Source organism: Polynucleobacter sp. MWH-Adler-W8 (assembly GCF_001889925.1).
In the GTDB taxonomy this organism is placed as follows: domain Bacteria; phylum Pseudomonadota; class Gammaproteobacteria; order Burkholderiales; family Burkholderiaceae; genus Polynucleobacter.
The window spans coordinates 1-19155 of the sequence record NZ_LZFI01000009.1; the positions used below are offsets into that span (position 1 = coordinate 1).

The following is a 19155-nucleotide window of genomic DNA, read 5'->3' on the forward strand; positions in this document are numbered from 1 at the left end:
TTCGGGTGGCTTTTTTTATGACCAAGGGGAATTGGGAATGCTGGCAACTAAGTGGAAGTGCCTTGCAATTCAATTACTTGGCTTAGGGGTAATCACTAGTGCGCAAATAAAATTATCTTGATTCCAATCAAGATAATAAAGAGGATGATGTTTGAGAATGATTGAGCCCCTAAAGAGGGCGTGAAATTTATAAGAGAAATAATTAAAAGGAGCACGGACAGTGAATAAGCCATGGCATAACCGTTGGGCGCAGTTGGTATTTGGGATTATTTGCATGGGATTGGTTGCCAATCTTCAATATGCATGGACTTTGTTTGTTAACCCCATTCAAATCAAAACCGGTTGGGCCTTATCTGCAATTCAATTGTCTTTTTCTATCTTCATCGTAGTTGAAACATGGTTAGTCCCTGTTGAAGGTTGGATGGTGGATAAGTTTGGTCCAAGAATTGTTATTCTGATTGGTTCAATCTTTGCTGCTGCCGGATGGGTGATGGATAGCTATGCCAACTCAATCGAAATGCTGTATGCGGCAGCTGTCGTAGCGGGTATTGGTGCTGGCTGCGTGTATGGAACTTGCGTTGGAAATGCGCTCAAATGGTTTCCGGATAAGCGCGGTCTTGCCGCGGGCTTAACTGCTGCTGGCTTCGGTGCTGGTGCAGCAATTACCGTAATTCCAATCGGCAACATGATTCTTTCTGATGGATATGAACATGCTTTCTTGTTCTTTGGCCTTGCACAAGGCGCATTGATTTTTTGTTTAGCATTGCTCATGACTAAGCCAACCCCACCAAAGGGGGTGCAGGCTGCGCCTCGCATTGTTACAACTAAAGTGGATTACACCTCCGGACAAATGATCAGAAAACCTTTGTTCTGGCTAATCTATGTCATCTTCGTGGTTGTAGCTGCTGGTGGATTAATGGTAACTGCGCAAATTGGCCCGATTGCTAAAGATTGGGGTCTCGCGAAATTGCCAATGGTGTTATTCGGCACTACTTTGCCACTACTCACAATGACTTTATCAATTGATAACCTGTGCAATGGCTTTACTCGCCCTCTGTGTGGATTTATTTCGGATCGTTTTGGGCGGGAGAACACAATGTTCTTCGTTTTCCTTGGTGAAGGTTTATCAATGCTCGGTTTGATGCATTTTGGTAAAGACCCATATGCATTTATGACTTTTGCTGCATTGATCTTCTTGTTTTGGGGTGAAATTTTCTCGATCTTTCCAGCGATCTGTGCGGATACATTTGGTGTGAAAAATGCGGCTGGTAATGCCGGCACTTTATACACAGCAAAAGGAACTGCTTCTTTGTTGGTGCCTTTGGCATCCATTCTTTCCTCAACCGGGGATTGGAATACGGTTTTCATTGCGGGCGCAATCGTGACAATTACTGCGGCCTTTGCGGCAAAGTTCATTTTGGCGCCGGCTCGTAAGCGCTTTATTGATGATGCCAACAAGAATGCTGGTCATTAAAGTAGCAGTCTAAGTTTGTCAAAAGGGGTCTTCGGACTCCTTTTTTATTGCCTGCACCAATACGAGGGCAAACCCAAGATGAGGTAGGGGAAAGTCAGATAAAATCCCATCATCATGAATTCCTCCAAAAACCGCTTCGTTCACTGGATTGCTGCCTTGGCAATTGCAATGAGTGCGCTGGCGCCGGCTGCATCTCAAGCAGTTTCAGTCGCTAAGCATGGCGAAGGTTTTGCAATGGAGATTTGTTCTATTGATGGCAGCAAGATGCAAATTGATGTTCAGGATGAAGGGCAGGATGGTGCCAATCAAGTGCAGCCATGTCCTTATTGTTTGGCGCATAGCGCAATTACCCCAGCATTTAATACCAACCTTACATTTGCAGCGCCACAAACGTATGCATTGCTTCCCCAGCTTTTCTATCAATCACCCAAACCACTTGCTGTTTGGGTAACTCCACCTTCAGCGGCACCCCCAGCACAAGCCTAATTCTTTTGAGGGCATAGCCTAGCTATGTAGTGGGTAATGAAGACAAACCATTACCGTAAATATGTGTGGAGAAGTAAATTGAAGTTTAGAAAAATTGTTATTGCTGTTGCGCTTTCTATTCCTGGGGCAAGTGCATTTGCTTGCGCTAGTTGTGGTTGTAGCTTAAATACCGATATTGGTACACAAGGAATGGGTATGACCTCTGGTTGGTCCTTAGATCTTAGGTATGACACTCTGAATCAAAATAAGTTGCGTTACGGCACCAAGGGTATTTCACAATCACAGGCTGCCAATACAACCAATGGCGCAACGGGCGCACCTGCTGAGGTCGAGGGATATACCCAAAATAATTACATTACCGCTTCATTGGATTACAACGATGGTGAAAATTGGGGTCTTACAACGGTAGTCCCATTCATCGTGCGTAATCACATGACCTATGGTTCAAACTCAGACGATGGTGTGGGCGGATTTCCTACCGGAGAAAATGGTTATAGCTCCAAAGGTTCTGGAATTGGAGATATCAAACTCATTGGGCGCTACTTTGGGTTTTCAGAGCAAAAGGATTGGGGTCTACAGTTTGGTGTGAAACTGCCAACTGGTAGTAATTCTCAAAGTGCTGTTGCAAATTCAGGTGGAACGGTAGCGGTAGATCCTGGTTTACAACGTAGCTCAGGATCGACAGATTTAATTGGTGGAATTTATAAGTTTGGTTTTGTAAATGATTTGGAGAATTGGGGGTATTTTGCCCAAGCCCAATATCAAGCGGCAGTGATAGTGACTAATGTGCCAACCTCCTTGGTTGGCCTATCTAGCGGACCAAGTGATGCACCAACTGTATCCACTGGAGGTTCTTATCGACCCGGTAATTCACTTAATGTGAACGTCGGGGTGAACTACCAAGCATTTGAAAAATGGGTCCCCACATTGCAATTAAATGTGATTAACAAGAGGGCTGACAGCGGAACAGCTGCAGACACTTGGGCTACTGGTGGAACGCTAGCTTATTTAACCCCTGGTGTTTTATATCGTCTTACTGAGCAAACTCAGGTCTATGCTAATTTGCAGCTTCCGGTATATCAAAACGTGAATGGCATTCAATTAACGCCCTCATATATTGCTTCAATGGGCGTCCGGGTGCACTTTTAATCACTGAGCTAATAAAAGCGGGGTAACTATTTCTTCTAAAAGTTTGGCATCCACCTTGGGGTCACCAGTGAGGCCATTCTTGCGAAGAATTCCCTGCTTATCGATGATGAATGAACTTGGAATACGCCAGATTCTGCCATAGCCAGAGTAATTCATTTGATTTTTATCAGCAAAGAGAAAAGAGTAATTACGCATGATTTGCTTTGCTTGTTCCATGTCGGTGGGCTTATCTACCGTAATCGCAAGCACTTCAAATCCTTTGGTTTTATTTTTCTTTAGATAGGTTTCGATGGCTGGCATTTCCTCCCTGCATGGCTCGCACCAGCTAGCCCAAAAGTTCACCAAGACTACTTTGCCCTTAGTGCTATTGAGTGAGAAAGGCTTGCCATCGATTAGCGTTCCTTCTATATTGGGTGCAGGCTGCCCGAGCTCGAGACCAGCAAATGCCGTGCTAGACATGAAGCAAATCAACAGCACTAAGTAGGTGAAGGAATTGGGAAAACAAGATTTACGCATAGCAACTAGTATTTCATGAATATCAATTAAAGGATTAATCAATGATAAAGAGTAATAAAGGTTTGGTGTTTAGGTTGGCGGCGGCTTGTATTGGCGCAACCGTGATTCTGAGTACTCAGGTTTGCGCTCAAGCTGTTAAGGTGGATGCAGTAAGTGTTTCGGATGCTTATACCCGGGCAACGGTACCAGGGCAAAAAGTGGCTGGCGGTTTCCTAAAAATTCAAAATAAGGGCAACACCCCTGACCAATTAATTTCTGCGAGTTCACCTTCTGCTGGTGACGTACAGCTTCATGAGATGGCAATGGAGGGCAACGTCATGAAAATGCGTCAAGTGAAGGATATTGCTGTGCCAGCAAATGGTTCAGTTGAGCTTAAGCCGGGTGGCTACCATTTGATGTTCCTTGATCTTAAGGGACCGTTTGTAGCTGGCGAAACGATTCCAGTCAAACTCAAGTTTGCTAAATCAGGTGATGTTGAGGTGAAGCTTCCTGTGAATGCAGCTGGTGCAATGAAACATTAAATAATTTACGAAGTAGCAATAAAAAAGCCCCTAGTTTTACCTGGGGGCTTTTTCTTTTAAGGCTCTTACTTGATTAGCTTAGTCACCCAAGTTCAGGTCAGTTACCGCGCCTTTACTTGCAGTACTGGCAAGGCGAGCATATTTTGCCAATAGGCCACGAGTGTAGCGAGGCTTAGGTTGCACCCAAGCTGCGCGACGCTTCGCAATTTCTGCTTCATCAACGTTCAATTGAATCAGTAGTTGATGGGCGTCAATCGTTACCGAGTCGCCTTCATGAATGAGGGCAATCGTGCCACCTACGTAGGCTTCAGGAGCTACGTGACCTACAACCATACCCCAGGTGCCACCAGAGAAGCGGCCATCAGTGATGAGACCCACAGACTCACCTAGACCTTGCCCTACCAGAGCGGAGGTTGGGGCAAGCATCTCACGCATTCCAGGGCCGCCTTTAGGGCCTTCATAACGAATCACAACAATGTCACCATCCTTGATCTTCTGCGCCATGATGGCTGCCATGGCATCGTCTTCAGAGTCAAACACACGAGCTGGACCAGTGATCGATGGATTCTTGAGGCCAGTAATCTTAGCCACGCAACCCTCTGGAGAAATATTGCCCTTCAAGATTGCCAAGTGACCTTGTTTGTACAAAGGATTGTCTAAGGTGCGAATCACTTTTTGATCAGCGCGCGGTACTGACGGAACATCTTTTAGTACTTCAGCGATCGTCTTGCCGGTAATGGTCATGCAGTCACCATGGAGTAATCCGCCATCAAGCAAAATCTTCATGACTTGTGGAATGCCGCCGGCTTGATGCAAATCCGTTGCAAGGTAAGTGCCAGATGGCTTCATATCGACGATCACGGGAACGCGTTTACGAATACGCTCAAAGTCATCAATTGTCCAATCAATTTCAGCTGCGCTCGTAATGGCCAAGAAATGCAATACGGCATTTGTGGATCCACCAACTGCCATGATCACACTGACAGCGTTCTCAATGGACTTCTTGGTGATGATGTTACGGGGACGCAAGTTATTTTTGACTGCTTCAACCAGTACGCGTGCTGATTCGGCAGCACTCGCTACTTTTTCAGCATCCACGTTCGCCATCGTAGAGGAGTAGGGCAAGCTCATGCCCAAAGCCTCAAATGAGGAGCTCATGGTGTTTGCGGTGTACATGCCGCCACAAGAGCCGCTACCTGGACAGGCGTGCTGTTCCACACCTTTTAAATCTTCTTCACTCAATCGACCGGAAGTAAATTCACCAACCGCTTCAAATGCGGAAACAATATTGAGTTCCTTGCCCTTGTAATGGCCTGGTTTAATCGTGCCACCGTATACATAGATGCCGGGTACATTCGTGCGGGCTAAAGCCATCATGCCACCAGGCATATTTTTATCGCAACCACCAATGACGACAACACCATCTTGCCAAAGACCATTGACACACACTTCAATACTGTCAGCAATCACTTCACGTGACACTAGGGAGTACTTCATACCCTCAGTGCCCATACCGATACCATCGGAAACGGTTGGTGTGCCAAACACTTGTGCTTTTGCGCCAGCCGCTTCTAGGGCTTCAACAGCAGCGTCAGCTAATTTTTGTAAACCACTATTACAAGGGGTAATAGTGGAGTGGCCGTTCGCAACGCCAACCATTGGCTTTACGAAATCCTTTTCTTCGTAACCCATTGCGTAATACATCGAACGATTAGGTGCGCGAGCGACCCCTTCGGTGACCATGCGCGAGCGTTCATTAAGGCGTTTCATGCTTATTACTCCAGAAAAGGTTTGTGTCGAAAGGCTCTATTGTGCCGTGAGATGGGTTAAGGGTGCTCTAGATCGATGAGCTCATATTAATTACTACAAATGCTGCACTGCAGTATGAAAATGCCAATGAAATCATTGATTTAGATCTATATATTAGCTAAGGAGCTAATAGCTTAGTAAAAGAGGCTGCAGTACATTAAGTCATCAATCACTTTTTCCTTTGAATTCAATGACTAAAGTCGGTCACATATACCTAGTTGATGATGACGAGTCGATGCGCATCTCTCTATCTAGAATGCTGCGTGAATTAGGCTATCTTGTCGATGACTATGCGTCTGCTACCGTTTTCTTGGAGAAATCAGTTCCAGTCTCACCCGCTGTCATTCTCTTAGATATGCAGATGCCAGATATGACTGGCCTTGATTTACAAGAAAAACTGCAAAAGTTAGGTCGTAAAACGCCCATCGTATTTGTGAGCGGTCAAAGTCACCCACACCAAATTGTTCAAGGCCTTAAGCGGGGCGCACTAGATTTCTTATTCAAGCCTTTTAATTTAGAGGAGCTCTTAAAGGCCGTGGCAGACGCAATTGACTTTGATAGTCGCCAATTGAAGCGCGTTTCTTTAGATGTTGAAGCTAAGAAAGATTATGAAAGTCTCACCCCTAGAGAGCGTGAGGTATGCGGATGGCTTGTTAAGGGGCTTCTAAACAAGGATATTGCTGTAAAGCTGGGAACTACCGATGCAACCATTAAAGTCCATAAGGCTAGGGTGATGGACAAAATGCATGCGGATTCTGTTCAGGCGTTGGTGAAAAAGTATCTTGAATCCAATCTTGAGAACCATTCATTAAACACCTAGCTTTGTGGCTAATTACCCTTGTCCCATTTTGGCATTACTATCAATCTTATTAATTTCATATGAGATGGTTATTGCGTAGTGAATAAACCGGTCAAACTCCCTGAGATTCGCAAAGAGGCATTTACTAAGGCTAGAGAAAGCCTTGGCCTCAGCACGAAAGATCTTTCGGGAATGGCCTGTCTATCTGTTCGCCAAATTGAGCAGATTGAGAATGGTGAAAGCAGCTCTTTTTACGGTGATCAAGTTAAATTCACAGCAACAAAAAAGGTAGCTGGATTACTCAAGCTCACACCTGAAGAGGCATTTGATTTTTCTGGTGTCGTGCAGCCTGTTAAAGCAGCTGATGTTGAAGAGAAATTTCAGGTGGAGACAAAAGCTTCTGCGGTAGAAAAAAAGGCAAAGACCGAAAAAGTAAAAGAAAAAGAGGCTAGCCCTGTAGCGGTAGAGAAAGTCGCAGAACCAAAACTAAAACCTGAGAAGGTCAGTGCTAGCAAATTCTCACAAAAAGCGATTGATTACAGCCAGAAATCAAAAGCTTCAGTAGGACCTAAAAAGAAACTTTTTTTACTGTTGGCAATTGGTGCGGCAGTGATTTTCTCTGTAGTGAACTTGCGCCCCCTATTTTTTCCCGAACCGGCTAAAGAAGAGGTGGTGATTATTCAAGAAGTAGCACAAGAGCCTGCGCCAGCAAATGCACCAGCAGAGCCTGTGACAGAGACTAAGCCAGCTCCAGCAACGGTACTAGAGCCAACTCCAGTAGCAGTTACGGCGGAATGCCCACCTGCAGATGCATCCGCACTCAATTACAAGCCCGAAGCCCCTAAAAAAGCGGGTGACATGGTTTATCTGCAATCAAAGACTGCGCAAACAGTATGTGTGGTGGATGCTACCGGTAAGACCCAGAATAAAACTCTTGAGCCAGGAGTTGGTGCGAGTGTTTATGGCAAGCCACCATTGAAGGTGCTTACTGGCGGTTTAAATCAAGTGGATTTGTATTACCAAGGTGCAAAGGTGCGTGTGGGTAGTACTGCTGGTAAAACAATTATTTTGGAGCCGGCTGAAATTATTCAGCCTGCAGCTCCATCAAACTCCACAGACTCTCAGTTGCGTTGATGGCCTGAGAGGTTCGCAGGTTTAATTCGTTGAATTAAACCGCAGCGTTATCAGTTTCACCGGTACGAATACGAATCACTTGCTCTACTGCAGTCACGAAAATCTTGCCGTCACCAATCTTGCCGGTGCGTGCAGCTTTAGTGATTGCCTCAATAGCAGCTTCAACACGGTCATCAGAGACCACGGCTTCTACTTTTACTTTAGGCAAAAAGTCGACCACATACTCAGCGCCACGATAGAGTTCAGTATGTCCTTTTTGACGGCCAAAGCCCTTAACTTCAGTAACGGTCAGGCCTGTAACACCGACTTCTGCCAATGACTCACGAACTTCATCGAGTTTGAACGGCTTGATGATGGATGTAATTAATTTCATGTGTTCCCCCTAATGCACTAATCATACCTAGATCTGCTCTGAAATACCAAAAATCGACCCGCTGAACGTTCTAGGCTCTAAATTGGGAGGTAATGGGGTAGCGCCAATCGCGGCCAAAGGCACGAGTGGTTACACGGACTCCCGGTGGGGCTTGGCGACGCTTATATTCATTAAGCTTGATTAAGCGGGTTACTTTTTCTACGCTCTTAGCATCAAAACCTGCAGCAATGATTTGAGCAATCGATTGGTTTTGCTCCATATAGCGCTCAACAATGCCATCCAGCACTTCATAAGAGGGCAGGCTATCTTGATCTTTTTGGTCTGGGCGTAACTCTGCCGAAGGTGCGCGGGTCAGAATTCGCTCCGGAATCACTGGCGTAATACTGTTGCGATAGGCGCACAGGTGATACACCAAAGTCTTGGCGATATCTTTAATGACTGCAAAGCCACCCGCCATATCGCCATAGAGTGTGCAGTAGCCGACTGCCATTTCACTCTTGTTGCCGGTAGTCAAAACGAGTCGACCTGTTTTATTGGATAGGGCCATCAGTAGGGTCCCACGCACGCGTGCCTGAATATTCTCTTCGGTAGCATCTACTTTTAAACCGGCAAATTGCTCAGCTAGAGAAGCTTCTAAAGCATCCACTGGCCCACTAATCGGAATCTCGTCGTATTGCACGCCTAAGTTCTTAGCCATCTCCCTTGCATCGATCCAGGAGATATCAGCGGTATAGCGAGAGGCCATCATGACGGTGCGTACCTTATCAGCGCCTAAGGCATCGACGGCAATTGCCAATACCAAGGCTGAATCTACGCCGCCAGATAGGCCAATAATCACGCCAGGGAAGCGATTTTTAGTGACATAGTCACGTACACCCAAGACCAGCGCTTGATAAGCCTGCGCCTCAACAGATTGGGGCAGGGTGATCAAACCTTTTTCTAGTTCTCCAGATGCTGTCACTGTAACAAGGCCTAGGCCGGTTTCAAACTGAGGCATTGCCATCACGACTTTGCCATCACTATTTAATGCAAATGAGCCGCCATCAAAAACCAATTCATCCTGACCGCCAACAGCGTTGACGTAAACCAGTGGCATTTTGGTTTGTGCAATATGCCCACGGAGCACTTCAATACGCAAGGCTTCTTTTTGGAGGTGGTAAGGAGAGGCGTTGGGGACTAACAATACTTGTGCGCCAGCAGCATGAGATTGTTTGGCGGGACCTGCATGCCAGGCATCTTCACACAAGATCAATCCATAGCGAACACCTTCGCATTCAAAAACACAAGCTTCATTGCCAGGTACGAAGTAACGAACTTCGTCAAATACTTCATGGTTAGGTAATTCTTGTTTTGCGTAGCCCGCAATGACCTTGCCGTTTCGTAAAACAGATGCGTGGTTTTGCAAACCTGCGGATGTTTGTTTGGGATGGCCGACGATGACTGTCAGATCAGAGTACTGAGCTAGCTCTTTCATCAAGAGCTCGAGCTGTAATTGTGCTGCCTCAATAAAAGCAGGGCGGAGGAGTAAGTCTTCTGGGGGATAGCCGGTCAGCGAAAGCTCAGGGGTTACAACAAGTTTGGCGCCTTGTGAGTAGGCGTCTAGAGCGGCTTTGTGAATGAGTTGCGCGTTGCCAGCCAAATCACCCAGTAATGGGTTGATTTGGGCTAAGGCAATTTTCTGCGTGCTCACTCCGAATCACAAAGCCTTTTCAATAAAAGAATTACTTGTTCTCTTTGTTGTAGCGCTCGATGCCTTCAAGAATTTCTTTATGAGCATCAGCAACGCCACCCCAGCCTTTAACTTTTACCCATTTACCTTTTTCGAGATCTTTATAGTGCTCGAAGAAGTGTTGAATTTGATTCAAGCGCAATGGGTTCATGTCTTCAGGTTTTTGCCAGTGTGTATAGATAGGCAAAATTTTGTCTTCTGGAACGGCCAATAATTTAGCATCTTGACCAGCCTCATCTTCCATTTGTAAGATGCCAATTGCACGGCAGCTTACAACTACACCTGGAATGAGTGGGAATGGAGTAATTACGAGAACGTCAACAGGGTCGCCATCACCGGCAATCGTTTTATTGATGTAACCGTAGTTGCATGGATAGTGCATTGCAGTACCCATAAAACGGTCTACGAAAATTGCGCCGCTCTCTTTATCTACTTCATACTTGATTGGATCAGCATTCATTGGGATTTCAATAATGACGTTGAAGCTTTCAGGGATCTTTTTACCTGGCTTGACCTTTTCGAGACTCATAAATACTCCGAATAATGATTAGTAAATACCCTGATCCTAAAAAGGGGGCGCAGGGGTGATTCTGTTACATACTGATACAGCTTAAAGACCATAGTTTAAAGCTTTCGGAAACCAGGTCTACCTAAGTGCAGTTATACAAAACAATAAAGATTAACAAATGATTAACTTTGGGGAGTTCAAGCATGAGTAATGTCACTTTAGGCTTGTATTTTGCCTTGGCGTGCGGTGTCCTGGCCGTGATTTACGGTTTTGTGATGCGCGGCTGGATTTTGAAGCAAAGTACGGGCAATGCCAAAATGCAAGAAATTGCCGAGGCGATTCAGCAGGGGGCGGCAGCGTATTTGTCGCGCCAATATAAAACGATTGCTGTGGTTGGGGTGGTTCTGGCCATTCTTATGGCGCTCTTCCTTGATTTTGCGACCGCGATTGGCTTTGTCATTGGCGCTGTGCTTTCCGGCGCTTGCGGATTCATTGGTATGAATGTCTCAGTACGCGCAAACGTGCGGACAGCGGAAGCGGCCACCAAGGGTATGAACGAAGCTCTTAATGTGGCATTCAAAGGCGGTGCTATTACCGGCATGTTGGTAGTTGGATTGGGTCTCTTGGGTGTTGGCCTCTTCTTTATGTTCCTCGTATCGATTGGCGCTGGACAGGATCTCTCTTCCGTGTTGCATCCCCTGATTGGTTTGGCATTCGGTTCCTCTTTGATTTCGATCTTTGCTCGTTTAGGTGGCGGCATCTTTACTAAAGGTGCAGACGTCGGCGCTGACTTGGTCGGTAAGGTTGAGGCTGGAATTCCGGAAGATGATCCACGCAATCCTGCGGTGATTGCTGATAATGTTGGCGACAACGTTGGTGACTGCGCAGGTATGGCGGCGGACTTATTTGAAACTTACGCGGTTACGCTGATTGCAACCATGGTGCTAGGATCCTTAATGGTTTCTAGCGCACCAGTGGCTGCGATTATTTATCCATTAGTGCTGGGTGGCGTTTCTATCATCGCCTCCATCATTGGTTGCTCATTTGTAAAGGCAACTCCTGGCATGAAAAATGTGATGCCTGCTTTGTATAAGGGTCTGATCATTGCTGGTGGTTTGTCATTGATTGCTTTCTACTTTGTAACCAACTTCATCATGCCAGACGATGCATTAGGCATCCCCGGTAGCCAATGGCGTTTGTTTGGTTCAACTGTAGTGGGCTTGTTGCTTACAGCAGGTTTGGTATGGATTACCGAGTACTACACCGGTACCCAGTTCAAGCCAGTGCAGCATATTGCTGAAGCTTCAACCAAAGGTCACGGTACCAACATTATTGCTGGCTTAGGTATTTCGATGAAGTCAACTGCTTACCCAGTGCTCTTTGTTTGTGCAGCGATTTTTGCGGCGTATTGGTTGGCTGGTTTATATGGCATTGCAATTGCAGCAACAGCCATGTTGTCCATGGCAGGTATTGTGGTTGCGCTTGATGCATATGGCCCAATTACAGATAACGCTGGTGGTATTGCAGAGATGGCAGGCTTGCCACAATCTGTTCGCGATATTACCGATCCATTGGATGCGGTTGGCAACACTACTAAAGCAGTTACTAAAGGCTATGCAATTGGTTCAGCTGGTTTGGCATCGCTCGTACTCTTTGCTGACTACACCCATGCTTTAGAGGGTATGGGCCAACAAGTGTCTTTTGACTTGTCCAATCACATGGTCATCATTGGCCTCTTTATTGGTGGCATGATTCCTTACTTGTTTGGTGCGATGGCGATGGAAGCAGTTGGTCGTTGCGCTGGCGCGGTAGTAGAAGAGGTGCGCCGTCAGTTCCGTGATATCCCTGGAATCATGGAAGGTACTGCAAAGCCAGAGTACGGCAAAGCTGTAGATATGCTGACTTCTGCTGCTATTAAAGAGATGATCGTTCCTTCCCTCTTGCCAGTAGTTGCCCCAGTTGTCGTTGGTCTCTTGTTAGGGCCGGCTGCATTGGGTGGTTTGCTTATGGGAACTATCGTGACTGGCCTATTCGTAGCGATCTCGATGTGTACCGGTGGTGGTGCTTGGGATAACGCCAAGAAATATATCGAAGAAGGCAACTTCGGCGGTAAAGGTTCTGAAGCTCACAAAGCTGCAGTGACGGGCGACACCGTAGGTGATCCTTACAAAGATACTGCGGGCCCTGCCGTTAACCCACTGATCAAGATTATTAACATCGTGGCATTACTTATCGTGCCACTCTTGCCAATGGTCTCTCGTTAAGTAATGAGTAGTCATTAAATGCAGTAGCAATTAGACTGCAGCAAACAAAACGCCTAGCAATGCTAGGCGTTTTGTTTGTTATTGCCATTTGGATAATCTGGTTATTCCTTTATTTATTATTTGGTTGATGAAAAAAATTAAGTTAATTAGAGTGCGCGTCGATCTTGCCAATCCAAACACTTTCCCAAAAGGATTTATAAATAAAGATGCTCTTGATGCAACTACTGATGCTGAAGTTGAGTTGCATAAAAAAGAAGATGATGATCAGGCGAAATTAGATGCCCTAAATAAAAACACCCAGCAAAGCTAGGTGTTTTTATTATTGCTCAGTTACTTAGATTCTTATTCCAAGGTTTCTAAGTAACGCTGCGCATCCAGTGCAGCCATACAGCCTGTGCCAGCACTAGTAATCGCTTGACGATAGATGTGATCTTGAACGTCGCCAGCAGCAAACACGCCAGGGATATTAGTAGCAGTGGCATTGCCTTCAAGGCCTGAATGGGTCTTGAGGTAGCCATTGTTCATGTCGAGCTGACCAACAAAGAGTTCGGTATTCGGTTTGTGACCAATTGCAATAAAGGCGCCTGTTACAGCAAGATCTTCAGTGCTGCCATCTTGTTTCTTGATGCGCACACCAGTTACACCTTTTTCATCGCCTAGAACTTCGTCGAGAGTCGAGTTCAGTTTCAGCTCCACTTTGCCTTCAGCAACTTTTGCCATGAGGCGATCATTCAAGATTGGTTCAGCACGGAACTTATCGCGACGATGAATCACGGTTACTTTTTTAGCAATGCCTGTCAGGTAGAGCGCTTCTTCAACTGCAGTATTACCACCACCGACTACGCACACATCTTGATTTCGATAGAAGAAGCCATCGCAAGTTGCACAACCAGAAACACCGCGACCCATGAATGCTTCTTCACTGGGTAAGCCAATATATTGAGCAGAAGCGCCAGTGGAAATAATCAAAGCATCGCAGGTATAGGTTCCGGAATCCCCAACTAGGCGAATCGGCTTTTCTTTCAGGGCTGCTGTATGAATATGGTCAAAAATGATTTCAGTATTAAAGCGTTCGGCATGCTTTAAGAAACGCTCCATCAGTTCTGGGCCTTGAACACCATCAGCATCCGCAGGCCAGTTTTCGACGTCAGTAGTGGTCATTAATTGACCGCCCTGAGCTAGGCCAGTGATGAGGGTGGGGTTTAGATTAGCTCGGGCTGCGTAGACGGCTGCTGTATAGCCAGCAGGGCCAGATCCGAGGATCAGAACTTTGGAGTGTTTTGGGGTATTTGTAGTCATATTCAAATTATAGATTTGCTTGATTACAATCGGTAGAACATGGCAAGAACCGCATACCCGAAGTCTAAGGCCCCAATAAGCCCCCAGCCCCCAGATAATGGCCCGCAGGGCAGGATGCCCCGCCTATTATTGGAGGCTCGCTGGTTCATCTCTCTAGGCTTGTGCCTGGGCTTATTTGCCATTTTGCTGACCTATTCCAAGGCTGATCCAGCCTGGTCCCATGCCAGTTTTGAGGCTCCCAAGAATCTGGGGGGTCGTTTTGGGGCCTATTTAGCCGATTTAATGCTGTATATCTTTGGTATTTCTGCCTTTTGGTGGGTTGCTCTCTTTGGGCGCCGCGTCTTAAATGGCTGGCGCGAGCTTTGGAGCATACCTTTGCCACCAGATCCAGATGCTAAGCCAGACTCTCTACTAATGCGTTGGTTAGGCTTTGGACTGACTCTCGTCTGCAGTATGGGTTTGGAATCCATCCGTATGCATTCGCTGTCCTGGGAGCTCCCTAGACCTCCTGGCGGTATTTTGGGTGAGCTGATTGGTGATCCATTGCAAATGTCTCTTGGATTTACCGGTTCCACTCTGGTGCTCCTATTTGGCCTTTGTGCTGGCCTGTCTTTGTTCTTGCATTTCTCCTGGCTGGATGTGGCTGAAAAAGTAGGGCGTTTCTTGGAGGTGACTTATCACCGCATTCGTGAACGTCGCGACAGCGAAGAAGACCGTAAGTTAGGTGAAGTTGCTGCTGAAGAGCGTGAAGAGTTTGTAGAAGAGTTCCGCGGACGCGTTGAGGTTGCAGCGCCAGTGCAAATCGTTCGTGCTCCAATTGAAATTCCGAAGAGTGCTCGTGTAGAGCGCGAGAAACAGCAGCCATTGTTTGTGGATATTCCAGATTCAGAATTACCACCGCTCGCATTGCTTGATCCAGTACCCGAAGCAAAAGAAACTATCTCTGCTGACGTGTTGGAATTTACTTCGCGCTTAATTGAACGCAAGTTAGCCGAGTTTAATGTTCAAGTAAAAGTGATTGCCGCCTATCCTGGCCCAGTAGTGACTCGCTACGAGATTGATCCAGCTATTGGTGTGAAGGGCAGTCAGATCGTGAATCTCTCACGTGACTTAGCACGCTCACTAGGTGTTGTCAGTATGCGTGTTGTAGAAACCATCCCTGGCAAAACTTGTATGGCTTTGGAGTTACCAAACCCAACACGCCAGTCGGTTTACTTGTCAGAGATTCTGACCTCACAGGTATATAACGATAATCATTCCCTGTTGACTCTAGCCTTAGGTAAAGACATCTCTGGCAGCCCAATGGTGGCTGACTTAGCAAAGATGCCTCACTGTTTAGTTGCGGGTACTACGGGTGCCGGTAAATCAGTTGGTATCAACGCCATGATTCTGTCGCTACTCTTTAAGGCTAAGCCTGATGAAGTGCGTTTGATCATGATTGATCCGAAGATGCTCGAGATGGCCATCTACGACAAGATCCCCCATTTGTTGTGCCCAGTTGTAACGGATATGAAGCAGGCATACAACGCACTTAACTGGGCGGTAAATGAGATGGAGCGCCGTTACAAACTGATGAGTAAGTTTGGCGTTCGTAACCTAGCTGGCTTTAATAAAAAGATTCTAGAAGCAGAGGAAAAAGGTGAGAAGCTCACTAATCCATTTAGCTTAACTCCAGATGATCCAGAGCCAATCTATAAAGCACCAGTCATCGTCATCGTGATTGATGAGTTGGCTGACTTGATGATGGTATCAGGCAAGAAGATTGAAGAGTTGATTGCCCGTATTGCTCAAAAGGCTCGTGCTGCAGGTATTCATTTGGTATTAGCAACACAGCGCCCAAGCGTTGACGTCATTACCGGTTTGATTAAAGCCAACGTACCAACCCGTATCTCATTCCAAGTAAGTTCTAAGATCGACAGTCGTACGATTTTGGATCAGCAGGGTGCAGAAGCATTGCTAGGTATGGGTGACATGCTTTATATGGCTCCGGGTACCGGCCTGCCAGTTCGCGTTCACGGCGCTTTCGTATCGGATGATGAAGTCCATCGCGTTGTGGAATGGCTCAAAGAGAAGGGCGAAGCCAATTACATTGATGGCGTACTCGAAGGTGCTGACGAATCCAATGTGGATGCATTGACTGGCGAGGGTGGTGGTGAAGCAGATCCTCTTTATGACCAAGCCGTCGCTATTGTTCTTGAAAATAAACGCCCATCGATCTCGCTAGTACAGCGTCACCTGCGCATTGGTTACAACCGTGCTGCCCGCCTGCTCGAAGATATGGAAAAAGCAGGACTTGTATCTAAGATGGGTAATGGTGGTAATCGCGAGATTCTTCATCGCCCTTCAGAGTAAGGCAGCCATTTTGCAAAGATTCTTATCTGCAGTATTGCTTGGAGCAGCCATTCTGTTTTCAGGGGTTACTCATTCGCAAAGTGAAAGTGGCTCAGAGCAGTTACGTCAATTTGTACGGAACTCCAAAACTGCTGAAGGGGATTTTGTGCAACAACAGTTGCGCGCACCTAAAGCGAATGAATCACAAGACAAGGGCTTGAAAGTCCTCCGTCAAACCCAAGGTCATTTTGTATTTCAGCGTCCAGGAAGATTTATCTGGGATACCCAAAAGCCTTACGAGCAAAAGTTAATTGCTGATGGCAAGCAACTAATCTTATGGGATAAAGATTTAAACCAGGCGACTTTTCGTCCAGCGGGTCAGGCCTTAGCTTCGACGCCGGCGGCTATTCTGTTTGGTGAGACTTCACTAGAACAGCATTTTGACTTGGTTGAAGGCGAAGAGCGTTTAGGAATGAAGTGGGTAGCTTTGATTCCTAAGAAAGATCCCAATGCCAAGAATAAAAATGACCTGCCTTATACAAAGATCTCGATTGGCATGGCTAATGGCTTACCGAAAGCTTTGGAGTTAACCGATGGGCTTGGAAGCGTGGTCCTGGTGACTTTGGATAAGATCCAACTCAATGTTAATTTGCCCGCCAATCGCTTTACTTTCACTCCGCCAGCCGGAGCCGAAGTCTTGCGCTTAAACTAGAGCCCGTATAAAACTAAAACCTAGAACTCCTAATCTACAGAGCATCACATGATTGATCCGCAATTACTCCGTAAAGATATCACCGCAGTTGCTGCACGTTTAGCGACTCGCAAATTCCAACTCGACGTTGAGAAATTCAATGCCTTGGAATCTGAGCGTAAATCTTTGCAAACCCGTACTGAAGAATTGCAAGCCAAGCGCAATCAGCTATCTAAAGCCATTGGTATGAAAAAAGGTAAGGGTGAGGATGCCTCTGCCGAGATGGCTGAAGTTGCAGGCGTTAATGCTGATATGGAATCTGGTGCAGCCAAATTGGGCACCTTGCAAGCAGAGATTGCTGATTTCTTGATGGGTATTCCGAATCTGCCAGATGAGTCTGTGCCTGCTGGAAAAGATGAAACAGAAAACAAAGAAGTAAAGCGTTGGGGTGAAGAGCCTATTTTTGATTTTGAGATTAAAGATCACGTTGATCTCGGCGGTCCACTCGGTTTGGACTTTGAAGTGGCGGCTAAGATTAGCGGTTCACGCTTTGTAGTGCTCAAGGGGCCGATTGCTAGATTGCACCGCGCTTTGGCGCAATTCATGATTGATACTCATGCTACAGATCACCATTATCAAGAGGTGTATGCGCCTTACATGGTGAATGCTGCTTCTATGCGCGGTACTGGTCAGTTGCCGAAGTTTGAAGAGGATCTATTTAAGGTTCCCCGTCAAATGGGCGGTGAAGACGAGGGCGGTGAAGCTAAGACTGAAAACTTTTACCTTATCCCAACTGCAGAAGTGCCTGTAACGAATTTAGTCCGAGACGAAATCGTTAACGCAGATAGCTTACCAATGAAGTTTGTGGCTCATACACCATGTTTCCGTTCAGAAGCTGGTAGCTATGGTCGTGATGTCCGAGGCATGATTCGTCAGCATCAGTTTGACAAAGTTGAGTTAGTACAAATTACTAAGCCAGAAGATTCCATGCAAGCCTTGGAAGAGCTCACGGGCCACGCTGAGCGTATTCTGGAATTGCTTGAGTTACCTTACAGAAAAGTATTACTCTGCACCGGTGATATGGGTTTTGGTAGTACCAAGACTTATGACTTAGAGGTTTGGGTCCCTTCACAAAAAGCCTACAGAGAAATTAGCTCATGCTCCAGCATGGGTGATTTCCAGGCAAGACGGATGCAAGCCAGATTTAAAGCGGGTCAAGGCAAGCCAGAATTGGTGCATACCTTAAATGGTTCAGGTCTTGCAGTTGGCAGGGCGTTGGTTGCATTACTTGAGAACAAGCAACAAGTAGATGGCAGTATTGCTATTCCGAAGGCACTACAACCTTACTTAGGTGGCTTAGAGATATTAAAGCCGAATTAAATTAAAACGGCTTTAATTTTTACTCTAGCAACATTTTTTGCTAAAACTTTATCAAGAGTTGCCAAAGATTTAGATTTGAATTGCTTTGCGGCGGCAAGATGAAGTGCGTCGCCAGCCCTGAGATTTGATTTGCTATCAACAACTAAAATCCCAGCAGAGTAATACGTTTTGCTCTCAATGGGCATTAGTTCAATATCGTTTTGGCAAAGACTGTCAAATTTTTTCCAAGCTTCACGACTCTGTTTTTCAGTTATTTGATTGGTTCTGACCTTTAGACTAAGTGCGCTAGAGAATTCTGTAAATGCCCAAGTAGATGAAATCATTTTTGTGGAGCTGTTTTCATGCCACGTGTCAACAGCGTCACTCTTTTCTTCTGTTGTGCATAAAGCCACTAAGATACTGGTATCAACATAAATCATTAGTAGCGCGCCCCTGAGCGAACTTCATCCATCACTGATTTACCCATCTTTAAAGTAGCTCTAAATGCTCTAAGATCTGCTGCAATCGCTTTGCGATCTAATTTTTGCGGCCTAATAATTAGTGAACCATCCTTCGATAGGGTTGCTTCAACCTTATCCCCATCCTTTAGTTGGATTTCTTTAATGAATGCAGCGGGAATCCGAAGCGCTAGGCTATTACCCCACTTTGAAATTTGAATATTCATGTTTTAACCTCTTTAATATAGATATACA

At 46.0% G+C, this 19155-nt stretch carries 19 protein-coding genes; 11 read left to right on the forward strand and 8 right to left on the reverse strand.

The annotated features are described in order from the left end of the window. Positions 1-220 precede the first annotated feature (220 nt). The 3 genes from oxlT to AOC28_RS09870 all read left to right on the forward strand — a co-directional run bounded on the left by oxlT (position 221) and on the right by AOC28_RS09870 (position 3109). Positions 221-1474 (forward strand): oxalate/formate MFS antiporter, encoded by a 1254-nt coding sequence (gene oxlT, locus AOC28_RS09860; protein ID WP_072583812.1) that lies wholly within the window; start codon positions 221-223, stop codon positions 1472-1474. 114 nt (positions 1475-1588) lie between these two features. After that, a complete protein-coding gene (locus tag AOC28_RS09865; RefSeq protein ID WP_072583813.1) occupies positions 1589-1960 on the forward strand; it encodes a DUF2946 domain-containing protein in 372 nt (123 codons plus the stop codon). Positions 1961-1996: 36 nt separating this feature from the next. Next, complete coding sequence (locus AOC28_RS09870) at positions 1997-3109, forward strand: hypothetical protein (protein WP_072583814.1); 1113 nt, start codon at positions 1997-1999, stop codon at positions 3107-3109. Here AOC28_RS09870 and AOC28_RS09875 read toward each other — a convergent pair whose 3' ends face one another. Beyond that, the gene (locus tag AOC28_RS09875; protein ID WP_158009061.1) at positions 3110-3568 is read right to left on the reverse strand and encodes a TlpA disulfide reductase family protein; all 459 of its coding nucleotides are present in this window, start codon (positions 3566-3568) and stop codon (positions 3110-3112) included. It abuts the gene before it with no gap. A gap of 98 nt (positions 3569-3666) precedes the next feature. On the opposite strand from AOC28_RS09875, the gene AOC28_RS09880 reads away from it, so the two are divergent. After that, positions 3667-4146 carry a copper chaperone PCu(A)C gene (locus tag AOC28_RS09880; protein WP_083564290.1) on the forward strand — a complete coding sequence of 160 codons (480 nt, stop codon included), beginning with the start codon at positions 3667-3669 and terminating at the stop codon, positions 4144-4146. Positions 4147-4224: 78 nt separating this feature from the next. Here the strand turns inward: AOC28_RS09880 and ilvD are convergent, their stop codons facing one another. Continuing rightward, the gene (ilvD, locus tag AOC28_RS09885) at positions 4225-5916 is read right to left on the reverse strand and encodes a dihydroxy-acid dehydratase (RefSeq protein WP_072583815.1); all 1692 of its coding nucleotides are present in this window, start codon (positions 5914-5916) and stop codon (positions 4225-4227) included. Between the two features lie 229 nt (positions 5917-6145). On the opposite strand from ilvD, the gene AOC28_RS09890 reads away from it, so the two are divergent. Together AOC28_RS09890 and AOC28_RS09895 are read left to right on the forward strand one after the other, a co-directional pair. Continuing rightward, complete coding sequence (locus tag AOC28_RS09890; protein WP_072583816.1) at positions 6146-6775, forward strand: response regulator; 630 nt, start codon at positions 6146-6148, stop codon at positions 6773-6775. Positions 6776-6853: 78 nt separating this feature from the next. Beyond that, complete coding sequence (locus AOC28_RS09895) at positions 6854-7888, forward strand: helix-turn-helix domain-containing protein (RefSeq protein WP_072583817.1); 1035 nt, start codon at positions 6854-6856, stop codon at positions 7886-7888. A 34-nt stretch (positions 7889-7922) separates the two neighbouring features. Here the strand turns inward: AOC28_RS09895 and AOC28_RS09900 are convergent, their stop codons facing one another. The 3 genes from AOC28_RS09900 to ppa all read right to left on the reverse strand — a co-directional run bounded on the left by AOC28_RS09900 (position 7923) and on the right by ppa (position 10519). Then, positions 7923-8261: a P-II family nitrogen regulator gene (locus AOC28_RS09900; RefSeq protein ID WP_072583818.1), complete on the reverse strand. Its 339-nt coding sequence runs from the start codon at positions 8259-8261 to the stop codon at positions 7923-7925. A 70-nt stretch (positions 8262-8331) separates the two neighbouring features. Beyond that, positions 8332-9951 carry an NAD+ synthase gene (locus AOC28_RS09905; protein WP_072583819.1) on the reverse strand — a complete coding sequence of 540 codons (1620 nt, stop codon included), beginning with the start codon at positions 9949-9951 and terminating at the stop codon, positions 8332-8334. A gap of 31 nt (positions 9952-9982) precedes the next feature. Then, positions 9983-10519, reverse strand: coding sequence for an inorganic diphosphatase (gene ppa, locus AOC28_RS09910; protein WP_072583820.1), 537 nt, complete (start codon positions 10517-10519; stop codon positions 9983-9985). A gap of 182 nt (positions 10520-10701) precedes the next feature. Here ppa and AOC28_RS09915 point away from each other — a divergent pair, with 182 nt between their 5' ends. Together AOC28_RS09915 and AOC28_RS09920 are read left to right on the forward strand one after the other, a co-directional pair. Continuing rightward, on the forward strand, positions 10702-12762 hold the full coding sequence (locus AOC28_RS09915) for a sodium-translocating pyrophosphatase (protein WP_072583821.1): 2061 nt from the start codon (positions 10702-10704) through the stop codon (positions 12760-12762). Between the two features lie 127 nt (positions 12763-12889). Continuing rightward, complete coding sequence (locus AOC28_RS09920; protein WP_143143930.1) at positions 12890-13072, forward strand: hypothetical protein; 183 nt, start codon at positions 12890-12892, stop codon at positions 13070-13072. 32 nt (positions 13073-13104) lie between these two features. Here the strand turns inward: AOC28_RS09920 and trxB are convergent, their stop codons facing one another. Continuing rightward, a complete protein-coding gene (trxB, locus tag AOC28_RS09925) occupies positions 13105-14061 on the reverse strand; it encodes a thioredoxin-disulfide reductase (RefSeq protein WP_072583823.1) in 957 nt (318 codons plus the stop codon). Between the two features lie 39 nt (positions 14062-14100). Between trxB and AOC28_RS09930 the strand changes: the two genes are divergently transcribed. The 3 genes from AOC28_RS09930 to serS are packed head-to-tail and all read left to right on the forward strand — an operon-like array spanning position 14101 to position 18463. Then, entirely contained in the window at positions 14101-16413 is a 2313-nt protein-coding gene (locus tag AOC28_RS09930) for a DNA translocase FtsK (protein WP_072583824.1), read from the forward strand. Beyond that, positions 16373-17104 carry an outer membrane lipoprotein carrier protein LolA gene (locus AOC28_RS09935; protein ID WP_237767788.1) on the forward strand — a complete coding sequence of 244 codons (732 nt, stop codon included), beginning with the start codon at positions 16373-16375 and terminating at the stop codon, positions 17102-17104. The genes AOC28_RS09930 and AOC28_RS09935 overlap by 41 nt, the downstream gene beginning before the upstream one ends. A gap of 48 nt (positions 17105-17152) precedes the next feature. Further along, the gene (serS, locus tag AOC28_RS09940) at positions 17153-18463 is read left to right on the forward strand and encodes a serine--tRNA ligase (protein WP_072583825.1); all 1311 of its coding nucleotides are present in this window, start codon (positions 17153-17155) and stop codon (positions 18461-18463) included. Here the strand turns inward: serS and AOC28_RS09945 are convergent. Further along, complete coding sequence (locus tag AOC28_RS09945) at positions 18460-18882, reverse strand: type II toxin-antitoxin system VapC family toxin (RefSeq protein ID WP_072583826.1); 423 nt, start codon at positions 18880-18882, stop codon at positions 18460-18462. The genes serS and AOC28_RS09945 overlap by 4 nt on opposite strands. After that, entirely contained in the window at positions 18882-19127 is a 246-nt protein-coding gene (locus AOC28_RS09950) for an AbrB/MazE/SpoVT family DNA-binding domain-containing protein (RefSeq protein WP_072583827.1), read from the reverse strand. Before AOC28_RS09950 ends, AOC28_RS09945 begins: the two co-directional genes overlap by 1 nt. Positions 19128-19155 lie beyond the last annotated feature (28 nt).